The 22,859-nt window shown below is 39.9% G+C and carries 21 protein-coding genes; 7 read left to right on the top strand and 14 right to left on the bottom strand.

The genetic code is table 11. The features are described from left to right. The first annotated feature begins 118 nt into the window (after positions 1 to 118). A complete protein-coding gene (gene ppk1, locus F824_RS0114965) occupies positions 119 to 2,239 on the top strand; it encodes a polyphosphate kinase 1 (RefSeq protein ID WP_019598728.1) in 2,121 nt (706 codons plus the stop codon). A 19-nt stretch (positions 2,240 to 2,258) separates the two neighbouring features. Here ppk1 and F824_RS0114960 read toward each other — a convergent pair whose 3' ends face one another. From F824_RS0114960 to F824_RS0114945, 4 genes are all read right to left on the bottom strand, one after another. Beyond that, positions 2,259 to 3,146, bottom strand: a complete 888-nt coding sequence (locus F824_RS0114960) for a Ppx/GppA phosphatase family protein (RefSeq protein ID WP_019598727.1) — start codon at positions 3,144 to 3,146, stop codon at positions 2,259 to 2,261. Between the two features lie 77 nt (positions 3,147 to 3,223). Further along, complete coding sequence (locus tag F824_RS0114955; RefSeq protein WP_019598726.1) at positions 3,224 to 3,433, bottom strand: hypothetical protein; 210 nt, start codon at positions 3,431 to 3,433, stop codon at positions 3,224 to 3,226. Between the two features lie 44 nt (positions 3,434 to 3,477). Further along, positions 3,478 to 4,467, bottom strand: coding sequence for a TerC family protein (locus F824_RS0114950; protein WP_019598725.1), 990 nt, complete (start codon positions 4,465 to 4,467; stop codon positions 3,478 to 3,480). Between the two features lie 139 nt (positions 4,468 to 4,606). Then, a complete protein-coding gene (locus F824_RS0114945) occupies positions 4,607 to 4,888 on the bottom strand; it encodes a YidH family protein (RefSeq protein WP_019598724.1) in 282 nt (93 codons plus the stop codon). Between the two features lie 235 nt (positions 4,889 to 5,123). Here F824_RS0114945 and F824_RS0114940 point away from each other — a divergent pair, with 235 nt between their 5' ends. Next, positions 5,124 to 5,606 (top strand): deoxycytidylate deaminase, encoded by a 483-nt coding sequence (locus tag F824_RS0114940; RefSeq protein ID WP_019598723.1) that lies wholly within the window; start codon positions 5,124 to 5,126, stop codon positions 5,604 to 5,606. Here F824_RS0114940 and murB read toward each other — a convergent pair. After that, entirely contained in the window at positions 5,603 to 6,616 is a 1,014-nt protein-coding gene (gene murB / locus F824_RS0114935) for a UDP-N-acetylmuramate dehydrogenase (RefSeq protein ID WP_019598722.1), read from the bottom strand. The genes F824_RS0114940 and murB overlap by 4 nt on opposite strands. A gap of 87 nt (positions 6,617 to 6,703) precedes the next feature. On the opposite strand from murB, the gene F824_RS0114930 reads away from it, so the two are divergent. Beyond that, positions 6,704 to 7,642: a succinylglutamate desuccinylase/aspartoacylase family protein gene (locus tag F824_RS0114930; RefSeq protein WP_019598721.1), complete on the top strand. Its 939-nt coding sequence runs from the start codon at positions 6,704 to 6,706 to the stop codon at positions 7,640 to 7,642. Between the two features lie 416 nt (positions 7,643 to 8,058). On the opposite strand, the gene F824_RS0114925 is transcribed toward F824_RS0114930, so the two are convergent. Then, entirely contained in the window at positions 8,059 to 8,628 is a 570-nt protein-coding gene (locus F824_RS0114925; RefSeq protein ID WP_139189858.1) for a hypothetical protein, read from the bottom strand. A 204-nt stretch (positions 8,629 to 8,832) separates the two neighbouring features. Then, a complete protein-coding gene (locus F824_RS0114920; RefSeq protein ID WP_026333733.1) occupies positions 8,833 to 9,369 on the bottom strand; it encodes a ferritin in 537 nt (178 codons plus the stop codon). Positions 9,370 to 9,660: 291 nt separating this feature from the next. Here F824_RS0114920 and F824_RS0114915 point away from each other — a divergent pair, with 291 nt between their 5' ends. Next, positions 9,661 to 11,001, top strand: a complete 1,341-nt coding sequence (locus F824_RS0114915; protein ID WP_019598718.1) for a Gfo/Idh/MocA family protein — start codon at positions 9,661 to 9,663, stop codon at positions 10,999 to 11,001. Between the two features lie 106 nt (positions 11,002 to 11,107). Here F824_RS0114915 and F824_RS0114910 read toward each other — a convergent pair whose 3' ends face one another. Further along, positions 11,108 to 11,626, bottom strand: coding sequence for a GNAT family N-acetyltransferase (locus tag F824_RS0114910; protein ID WP_236613204.1), 519 nt, complete (start codon positions 11,624 to 11,626; stop codon positions 11,108 to 11,110). Between the two features lie 54 nt (positions 11,627 to 11,680). After that, on the bottom strand, positions 11,681 to 12,805 hold the full coding sequence (locus F824_RS0114905) for a pyridoxal phosphate-dependent aminotransferase (protein ID WP_019598716.1): 1,125 nt from the start codon (positions 12,803 to 12,805) through the stop codon (positions 11,681 to 11,683). A 229-nt stretch (positions 12,806 to 13,034) separates the two neighbouring features. Here F824_RS0114905 and F824_RS0114900 point away from each other — a divergent pair, with 229 nt between their 5' ends. Next, complete coding sequence (locus F824_RS0114900) at positions 13,035 to 13,826, top strand: hypothetical protein (protein ID WP_019598715.1); 792 nt, start codon at positions 13,035 to 13,037, stop codon at positions 13,824 to 13,826. Between the two features lie 79 nt (positions 13,827 to 13,905). On the opposite strand, the gene mgrA is transcribed toward F824_RS0114900, so the two are convergent. The 4 genes from mgrA to topA all read right to left on the bottom strand — a co-directional run bounded on the left by mgrA (position 13,906) and on the right by topA (position 19,678). Beyond that, a complete protein-coding gene (gene mgrA / locus F824_RS0114895; RefSeq protein WP_019598714.1) occupies positions 13,906 to 14,925 on the bottom strand; it encodes an L-glyceraldehyde 3-phosphate reductase in 1,020 nt (339 codons plus the stop codon). Positions 14,926 to 15,003: 78 nt separating this feature from the next. Next, complete coding sequence (locus F824_RS0114890; protein WP_019598713.1) at positions 15,004 to 16,335, bottom strand: YfcC family protein; 1,332 nt, start codon at positions 16,333 to 16,335, stop codon at positions 15,004 to 15,006. Positions 16,336 to 16,437: 102 nt separating this feature from the next. Then, on the bottom strand, positions 16,438 to 17,130 hold the full coding sequence (locus tag F824_RS0114885; protein ID WP_019598712.1) for an SIR2 family NAD-dependent protein deacylase: 693 nt from the start codon (positions 17,128 to 17,130) through the stop codon (positions 16,438 to 16,440). A gap of 226 nt (positions 17,131 to 17,356) precedes the next feature. Beyond that, positions 17,357 to 19,678: a type I DNA topoisomerase gene (topA, locus tag F824_RS0114875; RefSeq protein WP_019598710.1), complete on the bottom strand. Its 2,322-nt coding sequence runs from the start codon at positions 19,676 to 19,678 to the stop codon at positions 17,357 to 17,359. Between the two features lie 154 nt (positions 19,679 to 19,832). On the opposite strand from topA, the gene F824_RS0114870 reads away from it, so the two are divergent. Together F824_RS0114870 and F824_RS0114865 are read left to right on the top strand one after the other, a co-directional pair. Further along, a complete protein-coding gene (locus F824_RS0114870; RefSeq protein WP_019598709.1) occupies positions 19,833 to 20,315 on the top strand; it encodes a SixA phosphatase family protein in 483 nt (160 codons plus the stop codon). A 140-nt stretch (positions 20,316 to 20,455) separates the two neighbouring features. After that, positions 20,456 to 21,523 (top strand): agmatinase family protein, encoded by a 1,068-nt coding sequence (locus F824_RS0114865; RefSeq protein ID WP_026333731.1) that lies wholly within the window; start codon positions 20,456 to 20,458, stop codon positions 21,521 to 21,523. A 696-nt stretch (positions 21,524 to 22,219) separates the two neighbouring features. Here F824_RS0114865 and F824_RS0114860 read toward each other — a convergent pair. Continuing rightward, a complete protein-coding gene (locus F824_RS0114860) occupies positions 22,220 to 22,585 on the bottom strand; it encodes a BlaI/MecI/CopY family transcriptional regulator (RefSeq protein WP_019598706.1) in 366 nt (121 codons plus the stop codon). Positions 22,586 to 22,859 lie beyond the last annotated feature (274 nt).

The raw sequence follows: 22,859 nt of genomic DNA, 5'->3' as shown, positions 1-22,859 counted from the left end.
TGAACCACTATTATAAAGGGGGCATTTCGCCCCTTTTTTTTTCATTTAATGAATTGTTAATTTTGGAATGCATAATATTATTGCCCAAGTTATTAGATTTGTTAGTTATTAGAATCTCATGAAAGTAGCAACAAAAGATAAGTTCGAGAATATCATTTACAGCAGCGATTTGATCAGTAGGGATTTGAGTTGGCTTAAATTCAATGAAAGGGTTTTGGATCAATCCAAAAAAGAAACACGAACGATTTTTGAAAAACTGAAATTCCTAGCCATCACTGCATCCAATTTGGATGAATTTTTTATGATCAGGGTTGGATCGCTCTATAATTATCTCGATTATGACAAGGAACGTGTGGATTATTCTGGATTGAGAGAAGACCCCTTCAAGTTGAGGTTACTACTCGAATGCCAGAAATTCCACAAAGACCAGCAAGAACATTTCCTCAAAAACCTGCTTCCCAACATGTCGGACTCGGGATTTATTTTGAGCAATGTTAAAAATTTGGAGCCAGACGAGCAGGAATATATCAAATCATATTTCATCAAGGCAGTCTACCCAATGTTGACGCCGATGGTCTATGACGGCTACCGCACTTTTCCAATCCTAATGAACAAATTGTTGGTGTTCGGGGTGGTGACACTGGCACATGGTGAAAAAAAAGAAAACAGAAAACTTTCATTTGTTCAGATACCTTCTAATATCCCTCGTTTTTTCGAGATTGAGCGGGAAGATGTTGTCATCTATATTCCTATAGAAGAGGTCATTCGTGAAAACATCGTTTCTCTTTTCAGGAACGTAGGCATTGAATCCATCAACCTTTTTAGGATTACCAGGAACGGAGATTTTACTTTGGAAGAAAGTGAGGACATGGATGCCAATTTTTTGGAAGAGGTAAAACGAAAATTGAATGAGAGGAAAACAGGCCGGGTAGTTCGTTTGGAAATAGAGGAAGGCTACAGCAAATGGATGATCAATTTGCTCAAGGAGCGTTGGACCATCCAAGATGATAGTATTTTCAAGGTGGAGAGATCTAGTATGTTGGATTTCACTGGTTTATGGCAAGTGATTGGCAACAGACGTTTCAAGGATAAAATTCCTCAAATCCCGGCGCCGGTCCTGCCGATTTCTTATCCTGTCGAAGGAACGGATGATATCTTCCAGGTCTTGAAAACCAGGGATATATTGCTGCACCATCCCTACAACAATATCGATCCCATTTTGGAATTGATCGAAAAGGCATCTGAGGATCCCAACGTGATGGCGATTAAAATGACCATTTACAGGTTGGCCAAGGATTCAAGGATTACCAAAGCTTTGTTGAGAGCCGCAGAAAACGGAAAACACGTTTCGGTCTTGTTTGAAGTCAAGGCGAGGTTTGATGAGGAGAACAATATAAGGGAGGCCAAAAAACTCCAAAAGGCAGGTTGTTTTGTGATTTATGGCATCAGTAATGTGAAAACCCATACAAAATTGATGTTGATCGTCAAAAAAGATGACAACAAAGTCACGCGATATGTTCATTTGGGAACGGGTAATTACAATGAAGACACAGCAAGGCTTTACACAGATATCGGATTATTGACCACCAACGAGGTTTTGGCCAACGACGTTTCGGAGTTTTTCAATGTCATCACCGGTCACAGCATGCCGACAACCTATCAAAATCTACTTACTGCCCCCCGGGACATGAGAAACCAATTGATAGAATTCATCGAGCAGGAAGCCGAAAATGCACGAAATGGTTTACCCAGCGGTATTTTCATCAAGGTGAATTCATTGGAAGATTCTGAGGTGATTTTTGCATTGTACCGGGCATCACAGTCCAATGTGACCATCAAGTTGATCATCAGAGGGATTTGCTGCTTGAGACCGGGTCGTGCGGGTTTGAGTGAAAACATTGAAGTGCTTTCCATCGTGGGTGATTTTCTTGAACATTCAAGAATTTATCATTTTCACAATAACGGTCAGACCAGGACATACGCTGGAAGTGCGGATCTAATGGTCAGGAGCTTTGACAAGCGATTGGAATCTTTGTTTAGAGTAGAAGATCCACTTTTGGAAAAGCAACTGATGAATATCCTTGCTTTCAACTTAAAAGACAATGTGAACACTTATAGGATGCAAGAGGATGGTACCTATGTTCCGAAAATACCAGAAGAAGGAGCAGAAGAATTCAACATTCACAAAGAATTTTTCAATCTTCATATTGAGGATGTGATGAAAGTAAAGCTCGTTTAAAATCAAAAAAGCCCTGGATTCAGGGCTTTTTTGATTTATTCCTTTCGTACAATACATTCATCAATCCATCTTTGAGACCAACGTCCGGCACGATCATTTTCTTGGATTCCGCCGCAATCATTGCTGCAAGGTATATCCTTGAAGCGGGAATGATAACATCGGCCCTGTCAGGATTCAGATTCAATTTGTTCACCCGATCCTCATAGGAAAAAGATTCCAGATACAGTTGAATTTCCTTTATTTTGGCAATATCGAGGTATCTCTTAGTCTTGCTGGGCTTCGACATTTCAAAGATTTTGTTGATGTTGCCACCAGTTCCGATACAGGTAATGAGGTCTTTTTTCGAGATGTGATCGGTAATGAATTTGTTCATACTTTTCCAAACCGTCGCTGGAGTTTTGTCATCGTCCAAGGATCTAACAGAGCCTATTTTGAAGCTTCTGGAGGCCACCTTCACCTTTTTCAAGTAGATATTCAACTCGGTGCTTCCGCCTCCTACATCAATGTGCAAATAGGACTTGTCATCGATGAAGTTCCACAGGGCCAAATTGATCAATTCCGCTTCCCGATTTCCATCGATCACATGGATTTTCAATCCAACATCCTGCCTGACTTCTTCCACGATTTCCTTTCCATTTAAGGATTCCCGCATGGCTGAAGTTGCCACAACCATAAAATCATCTACCTCATAGAGATCAATCAAAAGTTTGAAAGCCTTCATCAGCTTTAAAAATTTTCGACGGTTTTTTTCACTGATTTTCTGATCGTGAAAAACATCCTTTCCCAATCGTAGCGGAAAACGGAGATATTCCAATTTTTTGAAATTGACCATTCCTTCGTAATGGGTCACATTGGTAATCTGTAATCTTATCGCATTGGATCCAATGTCAACTGCAGCTAATTTCAACGCTTTACTTTTAAATAAGAACGAATTTTAAATGCTTCCGAAAAAATCAAAACTGGTTTGACCTTTTACATCGGAAATTACTTCTTCCTGTCCATTACCAAAATAATCAAACCAGCAACCACGCTGATTCCTCCGGCATAGGTTGGCCAATTGACAACATTTTTTTCAGTCTTGTTGACTTGAATGGGACCCGCATCTATTATTTTCTTTTGGGTATTGAAACTGAATCCGGAAAAGAAGAACATGGCGATTCCTACTACTATCAATATAATTCCTAATGCTTTCATATGTGTGGGGTTTAAAAATCAAGATACAAGATACTTGCCAAATTTCATTTTGTGGAGTCAATTGACTTAAATCTTTTTAGAGAACTTAAAATACTTATCGCTAAAATGCCAAAGACGATCAGAAGTGAAAAGGTTGAGGGAATATGCCATGTCGAAGAAACAATCATCTTTATCCCGATGAAAACCAGGATAAAGGACAGGCCATGCTGAAGATAATAAAACATATCAAAACTATTGGCCAGAAGAAAATAGAGTGCCCTGAGTCCCAAAATAGCAAATATATTGGAAGTGTAGAGAATAATTGGGTCGTTTGAGATGGCGAAAATAGCGGGAATGGAATCAACAGCAAACAATAAATCCGTAAACTCTATCACCGCGACCACAACCAAAAGCTGGGTTGCATATTTCTTGCCATTGATTATCGTGAAAAAATCCCCGCCGTGGTAGTTGGCATCCACCCTGAATAATTTATGAATCAAACGTGTGCCAAGCGATTTGGAAAAATCTTTCCCTTCATCTCCATCCGATTCATGGCTTGACCAAGCCTTGATTCCAGCATACAGTAGAAACAAGCCAAAAAGCGTCATGACGACATTGACGTTGAATGCCCTTCCCATCCAGAAAAATTCAGGCAGGTAAGTCTTTTCGATCAAGGTGACACCGGAAAAGATAAAGATCGCGCGCATTATGATCGCGCCTAAAATCCCATAAAAAAGAACCTTGTGTTGGAATTTGTCGGGGACTTTAAAGAATTTAAAAACGAGGATGAAGACAAATAGATTGTCAACGCTCAGGGCTTTTTCAATCAAAAAAGCGGAATAATACTGAGAAGCCTTTTCAACCCCAAAATCTATATAAATATACACCCCAAAAAGAACGCCTAGACCAATCCAAATCACTGACCAAATAAGGGCTTCTTTCGTCGAAACTTTGTGGGCTTCTTTGTTGAAAACATATAAATCAACGGCCAAAAGCCCAAAAATAAGTATCGCAAAGCCAATAAGGATATAGCCCTCTTCTTGTAAATAATTCAATGTGTATAGGATATTTAAATTTGTAGTTCTGCAATGCTTTCCAAACGATTATTCAAAACCCATAAAGGAAACATTTTTCGAGTATGGCAATGAGAAGCAATGCTAATTTGTGAAGTTTGGGGCGAAGGATTGTTTCGGATTACATGTTTTGGTAAAATCCTTTTCGGAGCAATCTTCTTATTTTGAAATAATTGAAAAATCCCAAGACGACCAGTAAAATGCTTAGCCCAAATCCCAGGTATCCCAATTCCCTGATATGACTCAATACGTTGACTTCCATCAATGCTGTCCCACTCACCAGGAAGTATAAGGCCGTTCGGATATATGAAAGCAAAGTTCGCTCATTGGCCAATGTTGTTCTTTGCCTGGCCAAAAAATCCCTGACAATAAGTTGATCTTCGGAAAAGTTCTCTTTGTTCATTGTTGGCAAAATTAAAGTTCATTTAATAAAAGATCAAATTTCACAAATTAAAAGAGAATAAAAAGCTGCTGCCAATACAATTTTTTAGAATTATCCCATTTAAATATCGAGTTTCATTACTTTTGTGGCCTGAAGAGGCCGCCTTCCTTTTCCAATAATGGAATTTCCGAATAGGGAGTTTTCGGAAAGTTAAAAGGCTAGACATAAATTTCAATCCTAAGGAAGATAAGCATCAATGAGCAAACCTAATTTTGACGATATTTTCATGGAGTTGGCGGTTAACCTTGCCAAACGATCCCACTGCATCAAAAAACATGTCGGCGCCGTGTTGACAAAAGAAACCAGGATTATTTCCATTGGATACAACGGACCGCCTTCCGGAACGCACAACTGTGATGAAGAATTTGCGGAAAAAGGCTGTGCTAGAGACAGCAAGGGGAGTTGTAGTTTAGCACTTCATGCAGAACAAAATGCGATTCTATACGCAGTGAAAAACAACACTGGGGTAGAGGGATCTACCCTTTATGTCACTTTGGCCCCTTGTTTGGCTTGTGCGCGGATTATTTTCTCCCTTGGGATCGTAAAAGTGATTTATATGTATTCCTATGCAGAATATAAAGGTTTGCCTTCGGATGAAGGTTTGGATTTCCTGACCAAATTCGGCGTGGAAGTGGCCAAATACGGAAATAAAATCCAATTTGAGGACAATTTGATTTAAAGAAAATTGACTTCAGGCTGAAGCAGTATGTTGAATTTCTCCAGAATGGAATCCTGAATTTTTTGGCTTAATTCCTTTATCTGCTTGCCATCACCATCACCATAATTGACCAACACCAAGGGTTGTAATTTGTGGACGCCAATGTTTCCAAAAGTTTTTCCTTTCCAACCTGCTTGTTCAATCAACCAGGCTGCTGGGATTTTGACACCCGATTCCGTTGGGAAACCTGGGATTTCGGGGTGTTTACTTTTTATTATTTCAAACTGAATCTTGGAAATGGTTGGATTTTTAAAAAAACTACCGGCATTCCCGATTATTTTAGGGTCAGGGAGTTTACTTTTTCGGATATGCATCACTGCATTGCTGATGGCTTCCAAGCTTAGATCCGTTATGCCCATTTCTGAAAGTGTCTTACCAATTGCGCCGTACTCGACATGAAAGATTGGTTTTTTTTGGAATTTAAAAACAACGTGTGTGATGATAAATTGACCTTTCAAGTCGTTTTTAAATACACTTTCTCTGTACCCAAACTTACAATCTTGCCATTGAAAGATTTTTTTTTCCAGACTTTCTCGGTGGATTGCTTTCAATTCCTGAAAAACATCCTTTATTTCCACCCCATAAGCGCCGATGTTTTGCATAGGGGAGGCACCCACTGTACCTGGAATGAGGGATAGATTTTCTACTCCACCCCAGCCTTTTGCAATACAATGAAGGACCAAAGAATGCCAGTCTTCTCCAGCTCCTACTTCTACGATGACTTCAGTTTCACTTTCTTTAATTAATTTAATCCCTTTGATTTCAATTTTCAAAACCAGTGCATTGAGGTCTTTTGTCAGAAGAATATTGCTTCCCCCTCCCAAAATTACCAAAGGAATTCCCTTTTCTTTGGCTTTTTGAATACCTTCTTTCAAATCATCAATGGATTTTGCAATTCCGAAAAAATAGGCTTTTTTGTCTATTCCAAAGGTATTGAATGCTTTTAAAGAAATGTTTTCTTGTATCTTCATGTCGTAGAAATGGAATGCGAAGTAAGCAAGATTTTAAACAATAAGAAAACAGGATAGCAATTGAATAAAATTGCGATAAGGAAAGTTATGGTAGAAATGGTCATTAATGGCATCAGGATTAGGCCTGGGCAGTCTTTGAATATAGCGATTGCGATTGCCCGTCTTCCTTCCCACACGTTGATCGATTTGCCTATTTTTATCAAAAGAGCAAAAGAAGAAGGGCCTGTGGTTCTTCTATCTGGCGGAGTCCACGGGGATGAGATCAATGGCATCGTAGCAGTGAGACGAATGTTGGAAGAAGATCAATTCACACCACTGAAAGGAACCCTCATTTTTATTCCGTTGGTCAATATATATGGATTTTTGAGCAGTTCGAGGACTTTTCCGGATGGTAGGGATTTGAATAGAAGTTTTCCGGGCAGCAGAAAAGGTTCATTGGCATCCCAAATTGCATTTATTCTCAGCAATGAAATCATTCCCTTGATAGACTATGGCGTCGATATTCATACAGGGGGAAGGATGCTTTCCAATTACCCGCAAATCAGGGTGGATTTCAAGGATAAAAAAGGAATGGAGCTCGCACATGCTTTTGGATCTCAATTTATCTTGAATGCACCCCATATCGATAGGTCCTTCCGAAAGGAAGCTTACAAAAGAAGAAAGCATATCTTGGTTTACGAGGGTGGAGAATCCATGAGACTCGATGACTATGCGGTAGAAGAAGCTGTTGCGGGTACAAAAAGGCTTTTGGTTCATCTTGGAATGATGGAAGGAGAATCCTCTCAAAAAGAAAGTACCGTGATCAAGGAAAGTTCTTGGATAAGGGCCAAAGTATCAGGTATTTTCAATTCCTCTATTCAATTGGGGGATGCCGTTAGGAAAGGACAGATTTTGGCAAAAATATCAGATCCATACGGACAAGTTAAAGTACCGGTCAAAAGTACCACGAATGGGTTTGTGGTTGGGCTAAACAACAATCCGGTTGTGAATGCAGGGGACGCTTTGATCCATGTAGGAAGGACTTAATCTCAATTAAATATAGTGATCCGATATTGCGCCAAGAAAATATATTTCAATGAAAAGAGTGGGATACCCCTGATAGACATTATGGCTTTCGGGAAGATGCTGTTAGAAGTTTTCAGCCCGTTTTATGCATTACCAATTCTATTCCGTTCTGAAATCACCTAATGATCAGTTGGTTGTTTACTGTTTTTGACTCCACCATTTTGGAATATAGATTGTTCTCTAAAAAGTCTGATTTTTTTTTGTTGCAATGGCATTAGCAAGCCTAATGCATATTTCGGGTTCCATTAGGATTTCTGGCAGGGAAGTTCTGGAATTTGGTAGTTACTGTAAATATTATGGATATTCGTATTGTAAAATAAACGAGGCGGAACCATCAGATTCCGCCTCGTTTATTTTGGTTCAATGTTGCTGAATTTTTAGAGCAGCGACACGAAATTGGGCATGAAAAATTCCCCATCGGTAATCAACAACTCCTGTCGAGAACCCAAATCACCCGTTGCAGACATATCGAAAGCAATGGCCTGAAATTCACCATAGCTGCCTTCGGTGGTTATTTGAGTAAATTTCAAACTAGCGTCATCACGTGCTCCGGGATTTAAACTTTGGAGTAAAGTGGCCCCAAAGGTCTTGCCATTTTCATCAAAATAAACAATACTGATTCTGGGTACTATTGTATTGTTTACAGTGAGTGGTTCCTGCATTTTGTATTCAATACCGGATTCCGCTTCCTCTGTGCTTCTTAGAGAAATTACGATCGCATTTTTTTCTGGATCAGCCCCGGTCACCATCGTGAAAAATATGATTTTGTTGATGCTATTGGGTGCATCAAGGAAAACAATACCAGAATCCTTATTTGCCCTAAATTCTTTTTGTACACCATTGACCTTGAATCTGTAATAATAATCAGGTCTTGGATCATCGTCTTTACAGGATGTCAAAACAATCAAGAGAATGGCAAGCGATAGAATATTTTTAATGATCTTCATTTCATGGATTTGATTTAGCCCGAAAGATGCTGATTTTACGTGAATTTCGGAATGGTGTTTCTGAAAAATCAAGAAAATAGATTTTTGAATACCCACCCAAAAACGGAGAACGTTTGCCAAGAGGTATGTAAAACAGAAAACCGATGGGTGGACCATCGGTTTTCTGTTTTAAAAGATTCAATTCTCAAAGAAATTTCTGAAAAATCAAGCCTTGGTGGAATCATGAAGTTTTCCCAATTCCATATCGATTGTCCAAAGGCCAATACCTTCTTCCCCAATGATTTCAAATAACTCCAGCGCTCTTCTTGCCAAAGTTTCTTCCTCTCTTTGTTCGGTCACATACCATTGCATGAAACTAAAAGTAGCAAAATCCTTCACACCAAAAGAATGGTCCACAATGGCGTTGATGGACTTAGTCACCTTGATTTCATGCTCTAAGATCAACTCAAAAATCTCTCTTAGGGAATTGAAGTGTTGTCGGATCCCTGTGATTTCGGGTTGAATGGAATGCCCTCCAGCCTCATTGATATAATGAAAGATTTTCAACATATGCATCCTTTCTTCATCGGCATGGGTGTAGAGGTATTGTGCAGCATTTGCATAACCCATCATGTGGCACCAAGATGCCATTGAAAGATAATAAGCTGAAGACTGTCCCTCCATTTCGATCTGCTGGTTCAGTAGTTTTTCTGTATCGTGCAATAATGAACGTCTAAGCGTTACTATTTCTTTTGGTTTCATATCCTTTTTCATATATACAAACTTAACCAAATTTAAAATCGATCACTTCATTAAAATTTTGTTTTTCTGAAATTTAGAATTGAATTAAGTAAAGACAAAAGATACAGTTTTGATCCCTCCCATCCGAAATCAAGGACAGGAGTCAAATTGACTCATGCTGTTTGATTTGAATTCAATTCCCCTCATATTTTCCTTTTCTATTTATTTTGCCTGAAATAGGGGTTATATTGGGATTTTGAATTTCCAGTGGAATCAATAAAAAACCAAACCCATTAACCAAATCATTTTACCATGAACTCAAGAAGAAGATTTATTCAAAATAGCCTGCTGGCGACAGCTGGGCTAAGTATTCCCACCTTCGTTTCGGCGGAAGAATTGCATACAATGGCAAGGAAAATATCGCCTTCCGATCAACTTAATTTTGGATTGATTGGCTGCAAAGGAATGGGTTGGTCTGATATGAGCGCCCATCTTAAAATACCCCAGGTAAATTGTGTGGCGCTTGCGGATATTGATCAGAGCGTCTTGAACCAAAGGGCAGAGGATGTTTTCAAGCTGAGAGGCAAAAAGCCAAAACTATATTCAGATTACAGGAAAATGCTTGAAGACAAAGATATAGACGTCATTATCATCGGTACACCTGACCATTGGCATTGTCTAAACTTGATCGATAGTTTGTCTGCTGGTAAACACGTTTACGTGGAAAAGCCGATTGCCAATACCATTGAAGAATGCAATCTGATGGTGAAGGCCCAACAACGCTACGGAAAGATGGTTCAAGTGGGCCAGTGGCAGCGAAGTGGTTCTCAATATGCCGAAGCCATTGATTATGTTAAATCCGGAAAACTGGGACAAATCAGACTGGTCAAATGCTGGGCCTATCAAGGATGGATGAAACCTGTACCTGTCTTGCCAGATGGGCCTGTACCAGCAGGTGTGGATTATGACATGTGGCTGGGACCTGCACCAAAAAGACCTTTCAATCCAAATCGTTTTCATTTCAACTTCAGGTGGTTTTGGGATTATGCTGGTGGGCTGATGACGGATTGGGGCGTCCATGAAATTGATATCGCCCTTTATGCCATGGGAGTGATCGCTCCAAAATCCGTCATGGCCTCAGGAGGAAAACTCGCATATCCAGATGATGCATCCGAAACACCAGATACCCTCCAAACAGTCTACGAATTTGAAGGATTCAACTTGCTCTGGGAACATGCTACGGGTATAGATGGAGGAAATTATGGTACGACTGAAGGAATTGCATTCATTGGAAACAATGGGACTTTGGTGGTCAATAGGGGAGGATGGAAAGTGATTCCTGAAACCGAGACAAAAGATGGCCAAAGATCACCGAAAGTTGAGGAGGTACCGCACAGAGGACCAAATGGGAATGCCCTAGAGTTGCATACCGTTGGTTTCGTAAATGCAATCACCCAGAATGATGCTTCATTGCTTACCTGTGGTATTGAAACCGGCAGTATCGCTGCCATCAATGCGCAAATGGGAAATATTGCTTATAAATTGGGCAAAAAGATATATTGGGATGCCGATAAAGGTCTTTTCACAGATCCTCAAGCCAATGAACTGGTCAAAGCCAATTACCAAAATGGCTGGAAGCTACCCGTTGTTTAAGATTCATAGAGATTGAGTTAACTAAAAACCACCAAATCCCATGCGTATGTGCATCGTGATTTGGTGGCTTTTTTAATCCACTTTCCGTAAAATCGGATATTCCTTATTACCAATCATTTTCTCTTTTCAATTGTGGCCATTCATTTTTCAAAATACTGAAATAAAGCGTATCTCTTCTTCTGTTTTTGGTCATCAGCGTATGTCCTCTGAGCACTCCTTCTTCAATGGCTCCGATATTCCGCAAGGCTTTTCTTGCTTGGCTATTCAAAACATCGGTTTTGAATTCCACTCTTTCCAAGTCCAACACTTCAAAACAATGGCTCAACATGAGTTGCTTGATTTGGTGATTGATTCCGATACCCTGAAACTGCTGTCCCAGCCATGTCCATCCGATTTCCAATCTTGAATCCCTCGAAGAAATATTGCCAAAGGCTGAAGATCCTATCAATAAATCCGTGTTCTTATCGATGATCACAAATTGTAGTCTTTCCTTTCGAAAAGCCGGCTGGGCCCATTCGGTTATCCCCGTGATGGTGGAAAGATCATGGGTATAAAACATCCACATATTGGGTGCGCCTGTCAAAGGTAGCAGTTCAACAAGATCTTCCTGTACCAGCGGGCGCAAGAGGACATTATCATTTTCAAGAGTTAAATTAAAATCTATCAAGGTCGTAGGGGACTAGCCCATTATTTCTAAAAGTGCTTTGTTGAAAAATTGTACTTCTTCTATCGTGCCAGTGCTTACCCTGCACCAATCCTGAAAAGGCGGAAAGGGTCTGCCGATAATGATGTTTTTTGCAAGCATTTGATTGGCAAGTATTTTCACATCCCTATTTGCATGGAAAAACACAAAATTCGCTTGGGATGGTAAATGCTCAAGTTTCAATTGATCAAGTGTATTTGTGATTAAATTTCTGGCTTCTTTGTTTTTTTGAAGGCTAAAATTGTAAAATTCCACATCTTTTAAGGCTGCTTTTCCAGCCTCGATTGCCATGATATTGGTATTGGCCACTACCCGTTCCGATAATTTTGCTGCCAATTCAGGCTTTGCCACCAAGTATCCCAACCTGATGCCTGCTAAACCATAAACCTTGGACAAAGTTTTGGACACAATCACATTTTTGCCTTGTTTCACCAATTGTACCATTGAGGGATAATTGGGGTCTTCAATATAATCACAGTAGGCTTCGTCACTGAATACAATTGCTTTTTGGCTTACCGAGTCACAAAAGTCCAGCACCTGCTTGGCAGGGAGCAATTTCCCGGTTGGGTTATTTGGATTGCATAGGAAGACCAATTTGGTTTTGGCGCTCACTCTTTTTTCAATTTCATTCAGATCATAATTCATTTCCCTATCCAAAGGGACCCAATTGATATCCGCACCCCAAATTTCAGCGTAGGTCATCATGGACAAAAATGTCGGCAAACCGGAGAGTATCTCATCACCGGGTCCAGCGAAAGTGATTCCCGCTATTTTCAATCCTTCAGTGGATCCTGCAACCAAAACGATGTGGTCTGCTGGAACTCCTTCTTTTTTGGCAATCATCTCCTGAAGTTCCCCGTTGTAGGACCAAGGGTAGCGACAGCCAAGATCGAAAGCAGCTTCCATGGCCAATCTAACTTTTTGTGAAGGCCCGTAGGGGTTTTCATTGGATCCCAACCTGATCTGTCCATCAAAAGGTCTGGGATTAAATTTATTTTTTTCTGCTGCTGAAAGGCCAGAGATTCCTCCAACTCCAGCAAGCATTGCAAAACCACTAGTAATTGAGGCATTTTTGAGCCATTGTCTTCTTGAAATCGTCATAGGTTGTGGTTTATTTTGGACCTAGAAAAGGTAATAAGTTTAACAATTCTATCCAAATAATTTATTCTGTTTGGAATTTAAACCCATAAAAACCTAGGTTTGACGGCATATTTTGTCAAATCAATAAATTATCGCAAAATAAATACTGTATAATTATCAATTTAAAAATTAAATTCTTAAATTTTATGATATACTTATTTATTAATCTTAGACCCAGAAAAAATAAGCCATGAAAAAGTTATCGATTACTTTGATTATTGTGGTGTTCATACTCAGTTGGGCTCAGGCCCAAGAACCACGATATTTGGTCATTGAATTCATCAAGGTGGAGACTGGTCAAATGTATGATTTTATTGAGCACAAGGACTTTATGCAAAAAGTCTATCAAGTTGCTGTAAACGACAAAAAAATTACCGGTTGGGATTTTTGGTCTTTGCAATCCGGGGCAGACAGTGGAGAGTTTCAATACATTACCATCACATATTACAAAGATCCAGTATCGATGATGAATGGGATTTCGGATGATGATCTGGTAAAATATGCCATGATCGCCTATCCTCATCTTGGAGACAAGCAAATCCGGGATTTGTATGGCCGGTCATTGCTCAGCAGGGACCTTGCGCAGCGATCGTACATGGCAGAAATCGCGACCACCAAGGATAATTTTAAAATGAGCAAAGGGGTCTTGGCTTCATTTGACCTGATGAAGGCGGTGGAAGGACGCTTCGATGAATATGAAAAGGCCGAGAGGGAAGTTTTTCTTCCAATTCATCAAAAGCGTATCAATAGAGGATTGATGGGAAGCTGGAGCTTATTGCGAACCGCACTGCCTTTCGGCAGTGAAGCCAAATCGACACATTTGACAATAAATCTATACAAGGATTATCTGCAGTTTTTCAATGCACAGGAATTTGAGGATTTAGAGTCCACCGCAGAACAAAGGGCTGCGGAAGAAAAAGGATTGAAATCCAGAGATCAAAAATGGGTATATCTCGCCACGCTGGAGAACTTGGTTAGATAATACTGTAAATGTTTATTTTGAATCAGAAAAGCCACAGTTTTATAATGCCGTGGCTTTTCTGATTTAGATAAATTCCAGATTAACCCTGAAGAATTTTTTCAATATCATTTAGTTCGTCCTTTGAAAAAACAAAATTTTGAACAGCTTTAATATTGTCTTCCAACTGTTCTGGTTTGCTTACACCAACCAAAACAGTGGTTATTCTCGGGTCTTTCAACAACCAAGAGATGGCCATCTGTGCTAAGGATTGACCGCGGCCCAAAGCAATCAGATTCAAGGCTTTTACTTTCTTGAGTATCTCTTCGGTGATGTTTCCTTCTTTCAGGTATCTTCCATCTTTGGCAATGCGGCTGTCTTCCGGTATCCCTTTTATGTATTTATCCGTGAGCATTCCTTGCTCCAAAGGAGAGAAAGCAATAGATCCGATTCCCTCTTTTTCAATCACATCAAGCAATCCATTTTCCACCCATCTGTCAAACATGCTGTATCGAGGTTGATGGATCAGGCAAGGAGTACCCAATTCCTTGAGGATTTTTGATGCTTTTAAAGTTTCCTCAGCGCTGTATTGCGAGATGCCCACATACAATGCTTTTCCCTGTCTTACGATTTGGTCCAAAGCGCCCATGGTTTCTTCCATCGGAGTATCTGGATCAGGCCTGTGGTGATAAAATATATCCACATACTCCAAACCCATTCTTTTTAAACTCTGGTCAAGAGACGCAATCAGGTATTTTTTTGATCCATGATTGCCGTATGGACCAGGCCACATATCCCATCCGGCTTTTGTGGAAATAATCAATTCGTCTCTGTAGGATTTAAAATCCTTCTCCATGATGCGTCCAAAAGTCTCTTCTGCAGAACCAAATGGTGGTCCGTAATTATTGGCAAGATCGAAATGTGTAATTCCAGAATCAAAGGCTTTTCGAAGGATGGTTCTGGCATTTTTGAAGTCGGCATTGTGTCCGAAATTATGCCATAATCCCAGAGAGATCAATGGCAATAATATTCCGCTGTTTCCACATCTTCGGAAAGGCATCTCACTGTACCGAGAAGGATTGGGTAAATACGGAGGTAAAGGATTGTGATCGTTGATTTGCATGGTTTTTTAGGTTTGTTGTATTCAAATAACTGGATTTTTTTGGTCTTATAATAATTTCATTCACAAGGCTCCATCTTTTTAGAGAAAGAATATACCTGAAACAACAGAAACGGCTGCAATGATAAAAACTACCAATATGGGTTTCCATGCATATTGGATCCATTCTTTGTATGAAATCCGTGCTGCTGCCAGTATTGCCATCAAACCACCATTGCTCGGTGTGACCAAATCCATAATGCCCGCCCCATACTGATACGCAAGCACGACCACTTGCCGGGACATCCCGATCAGGTCAGCAATGGGCGTCAGTAGGGGCATAGTCAAGACAGCTTGGCCAGATGTGCTGGGAACAGGTATATGCAATATGGCTTGTGAGAGCATCATGCCAACGGCCGATAAGCCCAGAGGGAGATTTTCCAAGGGATTAAACAAAGCGTAAATGATGGTGTCGATAACCAGTCCCTCTTGGAGGATGAGGTAAATGCTCCTTGCCAAACCAACGATGATCCCTGCAAAAACCATTTCGGAAAATCCTTCTGAATAGGCTTTAGCGGTTCCATTTATTCCCAACTTTCCAATAATTCCTGCTAACAAACCCATGGCAAAGAAGATTGCGGACATCTCATTGTAATCCCAAGACCAATTGGTGAGTCCATAGATCATGATGACAAAAGTCAAGGCTACCAAAAGTAAAATAAACGTATGGGAAACGGATATTTTACTGGGAATTTCAAGATGGATTTCTTCTTGGTTCTCTTGGTCTTTTCCGGTCCGGATCACATAGACAATCCAAAAAATCAAGGCAATTCCTAGAAATGCCATTCTAAAAACACCTCCCGAGAATATAGGCACCTCCGCAATATTCTGGGCAATGATTACTGAAAATGGATTTGTCGGACCAAAGGAACCGCCTATCAAGGCAGAACCCAAACTAATGGCAACAACTGCGGTTTTCTTATAACCAATCTTATTGCTCAACAACATCAGCAAGGGGACCATGGCAATTATCTCTTCCTGTAACCCATTCAATGCTCCTGCAGTGGCAAATAGGAGCCCCACAATGACCAACAAAAAGGCTTTGGCATTTTTGAATTTATGAATTAGGCTTTCCAGGCCAGATTGGAATGCCCCGGTTTTGTCCACAACATAGAAGGCACCACCAATGATCAAAATCAAAACCACCACTTCAGCGCCTTCAACGATTCCCTGTGGAACACTCAGGAACATATTGCCGATGCTGACAGGCCGATTTTCAATCGTTTTATAACTGCCCTGAATCACGACCTCCCTTCCCGTACTTTCATCCAATTTCCTGTCAAATAATCCGGCAGGAATCAAATAAGTCAAAATAGTGGCCAAGCCAACAAAGGCCAGCATAATGATCATGGGATGGGGGAAAGCAATTTTCATAAAAGAGGTTAGATTTGGGTTGATTGGCTTAAAATGGTGAAGGGTTTTTGTCAAAGAATGGCATGAAAGGGAATCAAGCCCATTTTACTCCTATCAGATATTTTAGGTGAATTGGGAAAGAATTTCTTTAGCCATTTGGGCAACACCAATAGTAGCGGGAGCTTGGATCACATGGAGGTTTTCAATCCCTCCAGTAGCTGGAATGGATACATCCACGATGTATTTTGGGATTTCTTTTGGGGCGTATTGCAATAATCCGGCAGCAGGATAGACCATAAGTGAAGTCCCTACGACCGCAAAGATATCCGCATTGCTGCAAATTTCTATCGCTTTATCCATCATGGGGACCATTTCTCCGAACCACACAATAAATGGTCTTAATTGACTTCCTTTTTTACAGGTATCACCTAATTTGATTTCCCATGAAGTCATTTCATAAACTAGGGAAGGGTCTAAAGTGCTTTGTGATTTAAACAATTCACCGTGAAGGTGGATGACCTTACTTGACCCTGCCCGCTCATGGAGGTTGTCTACATTTTGGGTCACGATGCTGACATCAAAGTGTTTTTCCAATCTAGCCAATTCCAAATGCCCGGCATTGGGTTTTACCGCCAATGCTTGCTTCCTTCTTTGGTTATAAAAATCCAAAACCAAGATTTTGTTTTTCCTCCAACCCTCAGGTGATGCAACTTCCATCACATCATGTCCTTCCCAAAGTCCATCACTGTCTCTAAAAGTACGAATTCCACTCTCTGCAGAAATTCCCGCCCCTGTCAATACAACTAGTTTTTTCATCCAAGTCTAATAAGAAGGTAATTTAAATGCAATCACCCATTATTTCAAATCCAACGCTTGATTACCCAAAAATTTGAATACATCATATTGTATGATTGGACATTGGAAGCATTGATAGGTCTTTGGATAAGAAAACGTATGCTTATCTTTTCGAATTTTGGTTTTGCGTATAATATATTGGTTTCACAGCATAAAAAAAGCCAGAGAATTGATCTCTGGCTTCTGATTAGGCTTTCTTTTTAGTGAATTTACCTCTTTTCTTTTCGGGTTGATTTTCAATGATTTCCAACGTCTCCGCATACGTTAAGTCTTCTGCGATTTTGTCTTTTGGAATCTTGAAATTGTTTTTACCGAATTTAATGTAAGGCCCCCAACGTCCATTTAAAAGTTGGATTTCTGGGTTTTCATCAAAAGCTTTGATATACTTCTTTTCATCCGCCTCTCTCTTGTCCTTGATCAGTTGAATGGCTTCTTCTTCTGTGATACTTAAGGGATCCTGTTCCTTACCCAATGACACAAATTTATCATCGTGTTTGATGTAAGGTCCAAATCGACCAAGAGCTGCGACTATACTTTTTTCTTCAAAAAGTCCGACTTCCCTTGGCAGTTTGAATAACTCCATGGCATCCTCCATGGTGATGTTTTCTATAAACTGTCCTTTTTTAAGACTTGCAAATTTCTTCTCCTCGTCTTCCTGATCTCCGATCTGAACCAAAGGACCAAATTTTCCCAATCTGACGATAACGGGTTTATTGGTCTTGGGATCAATTCCCAATTCCCTGGAGCTGTTCACATCTGCGCGGGAGACATTTGCTGTTTCTTCTACCCTTGCATGGAATTTTCCGTAGAAATTTTCGAGCATATCTTCCCAATTTTGGGTTCCCTGTGCGATCTGATCAAATTCTTTCTCCACCCGGGCAGTGAAAGTAAAGTCAATCACATTGGGGAAATGCTCCACAAGGAAATCATTGACCACCATGGCCACGTTGGTGGGAAACAATTTGTTCTTATCCGCTCCCGCAATTTCAGTTTTGGATTCTTTGTTGAATTGTCCATCGACAATTTTCATCTCCACGTATTTTCTGTCTTTACCGTCCCTGGACTCTTTGACTACGTAATCTCTTTTTTGAATGGTGGAAATGGTTGGTGCATAGGTAGAAGGTCTTCCTATGCCCATTTCTTCCAGTTTTTTCACCAAAGATGCCTCAGTATATCTCGGGGCAGGTCTGGTGAAAGTTTCCTTGGCCTTCATCTCGATCAAGTCCAACATTTGACCTATAGTCAACGGAGGAAGCAATCCCTTGTTTCCGTTTTCCTCATCCTCTGGTTCATCATCCGTACTTTCGATATACACCTTCAAAAAACCCTCGAATTTGATGACTTCCCCACTTGCGGATAGGGTTTGGGGAATGGTTGAAATCCCAATGGTTACATTGGTCTTCTCCAATTGCGCATCTGCCATCTGTGAGGCAATGGCTCTTTTCCAGATGAGTTCATACAGACGGATTTCATTCCGGTCTCCAGTGATCTCATGCAGGGAAAAATCAGTGGGGCGGATGGCCTCATGCGCTTCTTGCGCACCTTCCGATTTGGTGGTGTATTTTCTGGCTTTGTGAAATTCAGAACCATAGGCTGCGTGGATTTCATTTTTGGCCGCATTCATGGCATCCTCAGAAAGGTTCACACTGTCCGTTCTCATATAGGAAATCCTTCCCGCTTCATAGAGCTTTTGGGCCACAGACATGGTCTGTGCCACCGAAAAACTCAATTTTCTACTCGCTTCCTGCTGAAGTGTTGAAGTGGTAAAAGGAGCTGCAGGCGATTTTTTGGTCGGTTTCTTTTCGAGATTCTGAATGCTGAAATCCGCGCCTATACAGTTTTTCAAAAATGCCTCAGCATCTTCCTGTTTTTCGAATTTTTTGGGTAATTCAGCTGAAAGCGTCTTCCCTTTCACGTCAAAAAGTGCAGTGATCCTGAAGGCGGATTTGGAATTGAACTTGTCCACTTCCCTTTCCCTTTCCACCACCAACCTCACGGCGACAGACTGAACTCTTCCTGCAGAAAGGCCAGCTTTGATTTTTTTCCAAAGAATCGGAGAAAGCTCAAAACCCACCAATCGGTCCAAAATCCTTCTTGCCTGCTGTGCATTGACTAAATCATAATCAATAGTCCTTGGATTTTCTATTGCTTTGGTAATTGCATTTTTGGTGATTTCCCGGAAAACAATTCTCTTGGTATTTTCATCCTTTAGTTTCAATACCTCTTTTAGATGCCACGAAATGGCTTCTCCTTCGCGGTCATCATCACTTGCTAAATAGACCGTCTCTGCTTCAAGTACAAGTTTTTTCAGTTGTTTGATAACTTCTTTTTTGTCAGGGGTTACTTCGTAGGTTGGCTTGAATTTGTTTTTTATATCAATGGCTTTGTCTCCTTTGGGCAAATCTCTCACATGCCCATAACTGGAGGCAACCTTAAAATCTTTTCCTAAATAACCTTCTATGGTTTTCGCCTTGGCAGGGGACTCCACAATCACTAAATTTTTTGACATAGTCTCTTTACTTTGGAAATTCGGTCGCATACGCAACCCAAATAAAAGCCTAAAAATAGATGGCAATAAATTCTATTCCAAATTATCACCGACTTGATATAGCATTGGCATGATTATTTCTAAATAGGTTGTAGGAAACATTCTGGGTAAAATCATGCATAATTTTAAAAGTTTGGCGGTATTAAGGCACGGAGAGGCTGAATCTAGTCGTTTGAAAAATGGGGATTTTAACCGAAACCTAAGTGAGGAAGGCCGGTCCCAAGTAAAGCGATTATCCAAATTGCTCAAAAAAAACGATTTTGAAATCGACCTTATTCTAAGCAGCAGCGCAAATAGAACGAAAGAAACTACGGAATTGATCTCTCAAGAAACCAATGTTGGTTCCATTAAGTTTGAAGATGGCATTTATGAAGCGGAACAAGACGAACTTTTGAAAATGATCAATGGTTTGGAAGAGAATTTTGACAGCGTCTTGCTCATCGGACATAATCCTGGGTTGAGTGATTTGTTATCCTCCATTACAGGCGGGAATTACATAAACCTTCAACCCGGAATGATGGCAGTTATGGAGATCCAAGTAGAAGAATGGTCAATGGTGGGAGAGGAGACAGGGATTTTGAAGGAAGTAATCCAATAAATCCTGGTTTTCCAACATGGTTTTGAACTAATTCCGCTTCAATTTTATTTTTAATAAATCCTCAAACATTTTTGTAAGGACCGCGAATTTCGTTTTTTTGCCTTTATAAATTGAATCAATAGTTATCAAAAAAAATTCAAATGTCATTGAAACACCAAATTATAGAAAATTTTGACCCAAATGGGGTAAGTGCACACCAAGGCATTTTTGGTCTCCCTTTTGACGAAGAAACAGCAGAATTAATCATTATTCCAGTCCCCTGGGAAGTTACCGTATCCTACACTGCTGGTACGGCTGGAGGACCGAAAGCTATTTTGGAAGCATCTCCACAAGTGGATCTTTTCCAAAGTGACATAAAGGATGCATGGAAAATGGGTATACATATGCTTCCCATACCCGAAAATATTGCGGAAAAAAGTTCTGATTATAGGGTTTTGGCGAGTAATTACATCAATTGGTTGGAGAATGGATCCCAAGAAATCGATCGGGAAAGATTTGTAGCCGTCCCGGATTTGATCAATAAAGTCTGTTCAGAGATGAATGATTGGGTATATGAGCAGGCAAAAAAATACAGGGAAAAAGGGAAATTGGTAGCATTGGTTGGAGGGGATCATAGTACTCCCTTGGGATTGATGAAAGCCATTTCGGAAGGTCACAATAGTTTTGGTATTCTTCAGATCGATGCGCATGCAGACCTTCGGATTGCTTTTGAGAATTTTAAGTATTCCCATGCTTCCATTGCATTTAATGCCTTGAAAATCCCCCAAATCAGCAAATTGGTGCAGGTAGGTATTCGGGATTATTGTGAATCGGAGTCTATAATGGCAAAGGAAAACAATAGGATCGTTACGTTTTACGATTCTGATATCAAGGAAGACATGTATGAGGGGAAAGCTTGGAAAATCATTTGTGATGATATCGTCGAGGAACTCCCCAATGAAGTTTATATAACCATTGATATCGATGGCTTTGACCCAAAATTATGTCCCAATACCGGTACTCCGGTTTCTGGAGGATTCGAATTGGAGCAAATCTTATTTTTGATCAAGCAGGTTGTCAAATCAGGAAAAAAAATTATAGGCTTCGATTTGGTTGAAGTGGCACCAGGAAGTGCGGGTGATGAATGGGATGGTAATGTTGGCGCCAGATTATTGTATAGAATGTCCAATCTTTATGGAGCATCCCAAGGGAAACTGAATTTAAAGTAGGAATTACCCAAATCACTAAATCTAAGGCCTGATACTAAAAGAATCAGGCTTTTTTTTTGATAATGATTTATTTGCTGTTTGACCAATAACTAAAAATCAATCCTGTTTTATTGAAGCGGAAACTTGCCCAAGGCCCCCTTGCACTCAGTGAAGAAAAATCTGATCTTTTCTACTCAGACCTGAAGCTTGGTTTATCTCCCAAAAAATCTATAAAAACCGGGAGAAACAGGAGTTATCCCCATTGTTGGGACTTCGGTAAAATGTTTTTAAAGGTCTAATTGATTTTATATCTTCTTTTTTGAATGGATAATCGTGTGGGTTAAATATTTCATATCGGTCCAGTAACCAGCAGAAAACAATAATTAAGCATTCCCAAATGGAATCTTACTGAAATTTAAAAAGAATTGGGAATTGATTTTTGCGGCTGGAATCCCTGTAGGAATGGAGATTATTTCGGGCGCTTGCGTGATCGTAAGCGCCCGAAAAAATCGGAATAGTTCTCATCTTATATCGGGTTTATTATAACCTACTGCAATTTTAAAATAGAAAAAAGCAATGCAGTCAAGGGAGTCAATTAATTAATAATTCTTCTTAACGCAAGCACTTTTCCCTTTCTAAATAAAGTATGGTAAATCTCATAGAAAAAACCAGTCAGAAAGCACTTTTCCAGATATAATCAAGTAGAACTGAATTGGTTTACTTTCTTACTTCTTCTTTCACTTCCTCCAAGATCTTTTCGATTTCTTTTACATCGAGATTTTTATCTCTGGCAAAAAAGGAAGCCAAATTAGAAAAACTATCACTAAAATATCCTGCAAGTAGATTCTTGATTGTGAAACTCCTGTACTCATCCTTGGATACGATAGGATAATACTCATGTGACTTACCGTAAGCTTTGTGTTGAACAAAACCTTTTCTTTCCAGAATACGGATAATAGTGGAAACGGTGTTGTAAGCCGGCTTGGGGGCTGACAACTTGGCGAGGATATCTTTGACAAAACCTTTCTCGATATCCCACAGGATCTGCATTAATTGCTCTTCTGCGCGGGTTAGCTCTCTCATTTGTGTTTAAGTTTTAAATTCGATATGAACTTAACCATTTAGTTTTATAAATGCAAGTTTGGGAACAAAACTTTCCAAAAAAAATCAAAAAATAATTGAAAGTGGCAAATAATTAACTAGTAGAACAGGTATGTCCAAATAAAAAGGTCGTTTTAGAACAAAAAAATAACCACTGATTAAGGAGGCCACTGAAAAAGTCCTTTGATAAAATGTTAGTAAAAAAGGTGTAGGAAAATTACTTTTCTACACCTTTTTTTTGTATATTTTAATATAC

This window comes from Rhodonellum psychrophilum GCM71 = DSM 17998 (assembly GCF_000381545.1).
Classification (GTDB): Bacteria; Bacteroidota; Bacteroidia; order Cytophagales; family Cyclobacteriaceae; genus Rhodonellum; species Rhodonellum psychrophilum.
The sequence above is the reverse complement of the archived record's forward strand: the minus strand, read 5'-3'. Positions and strand labels throughout refer to the sequence as shown.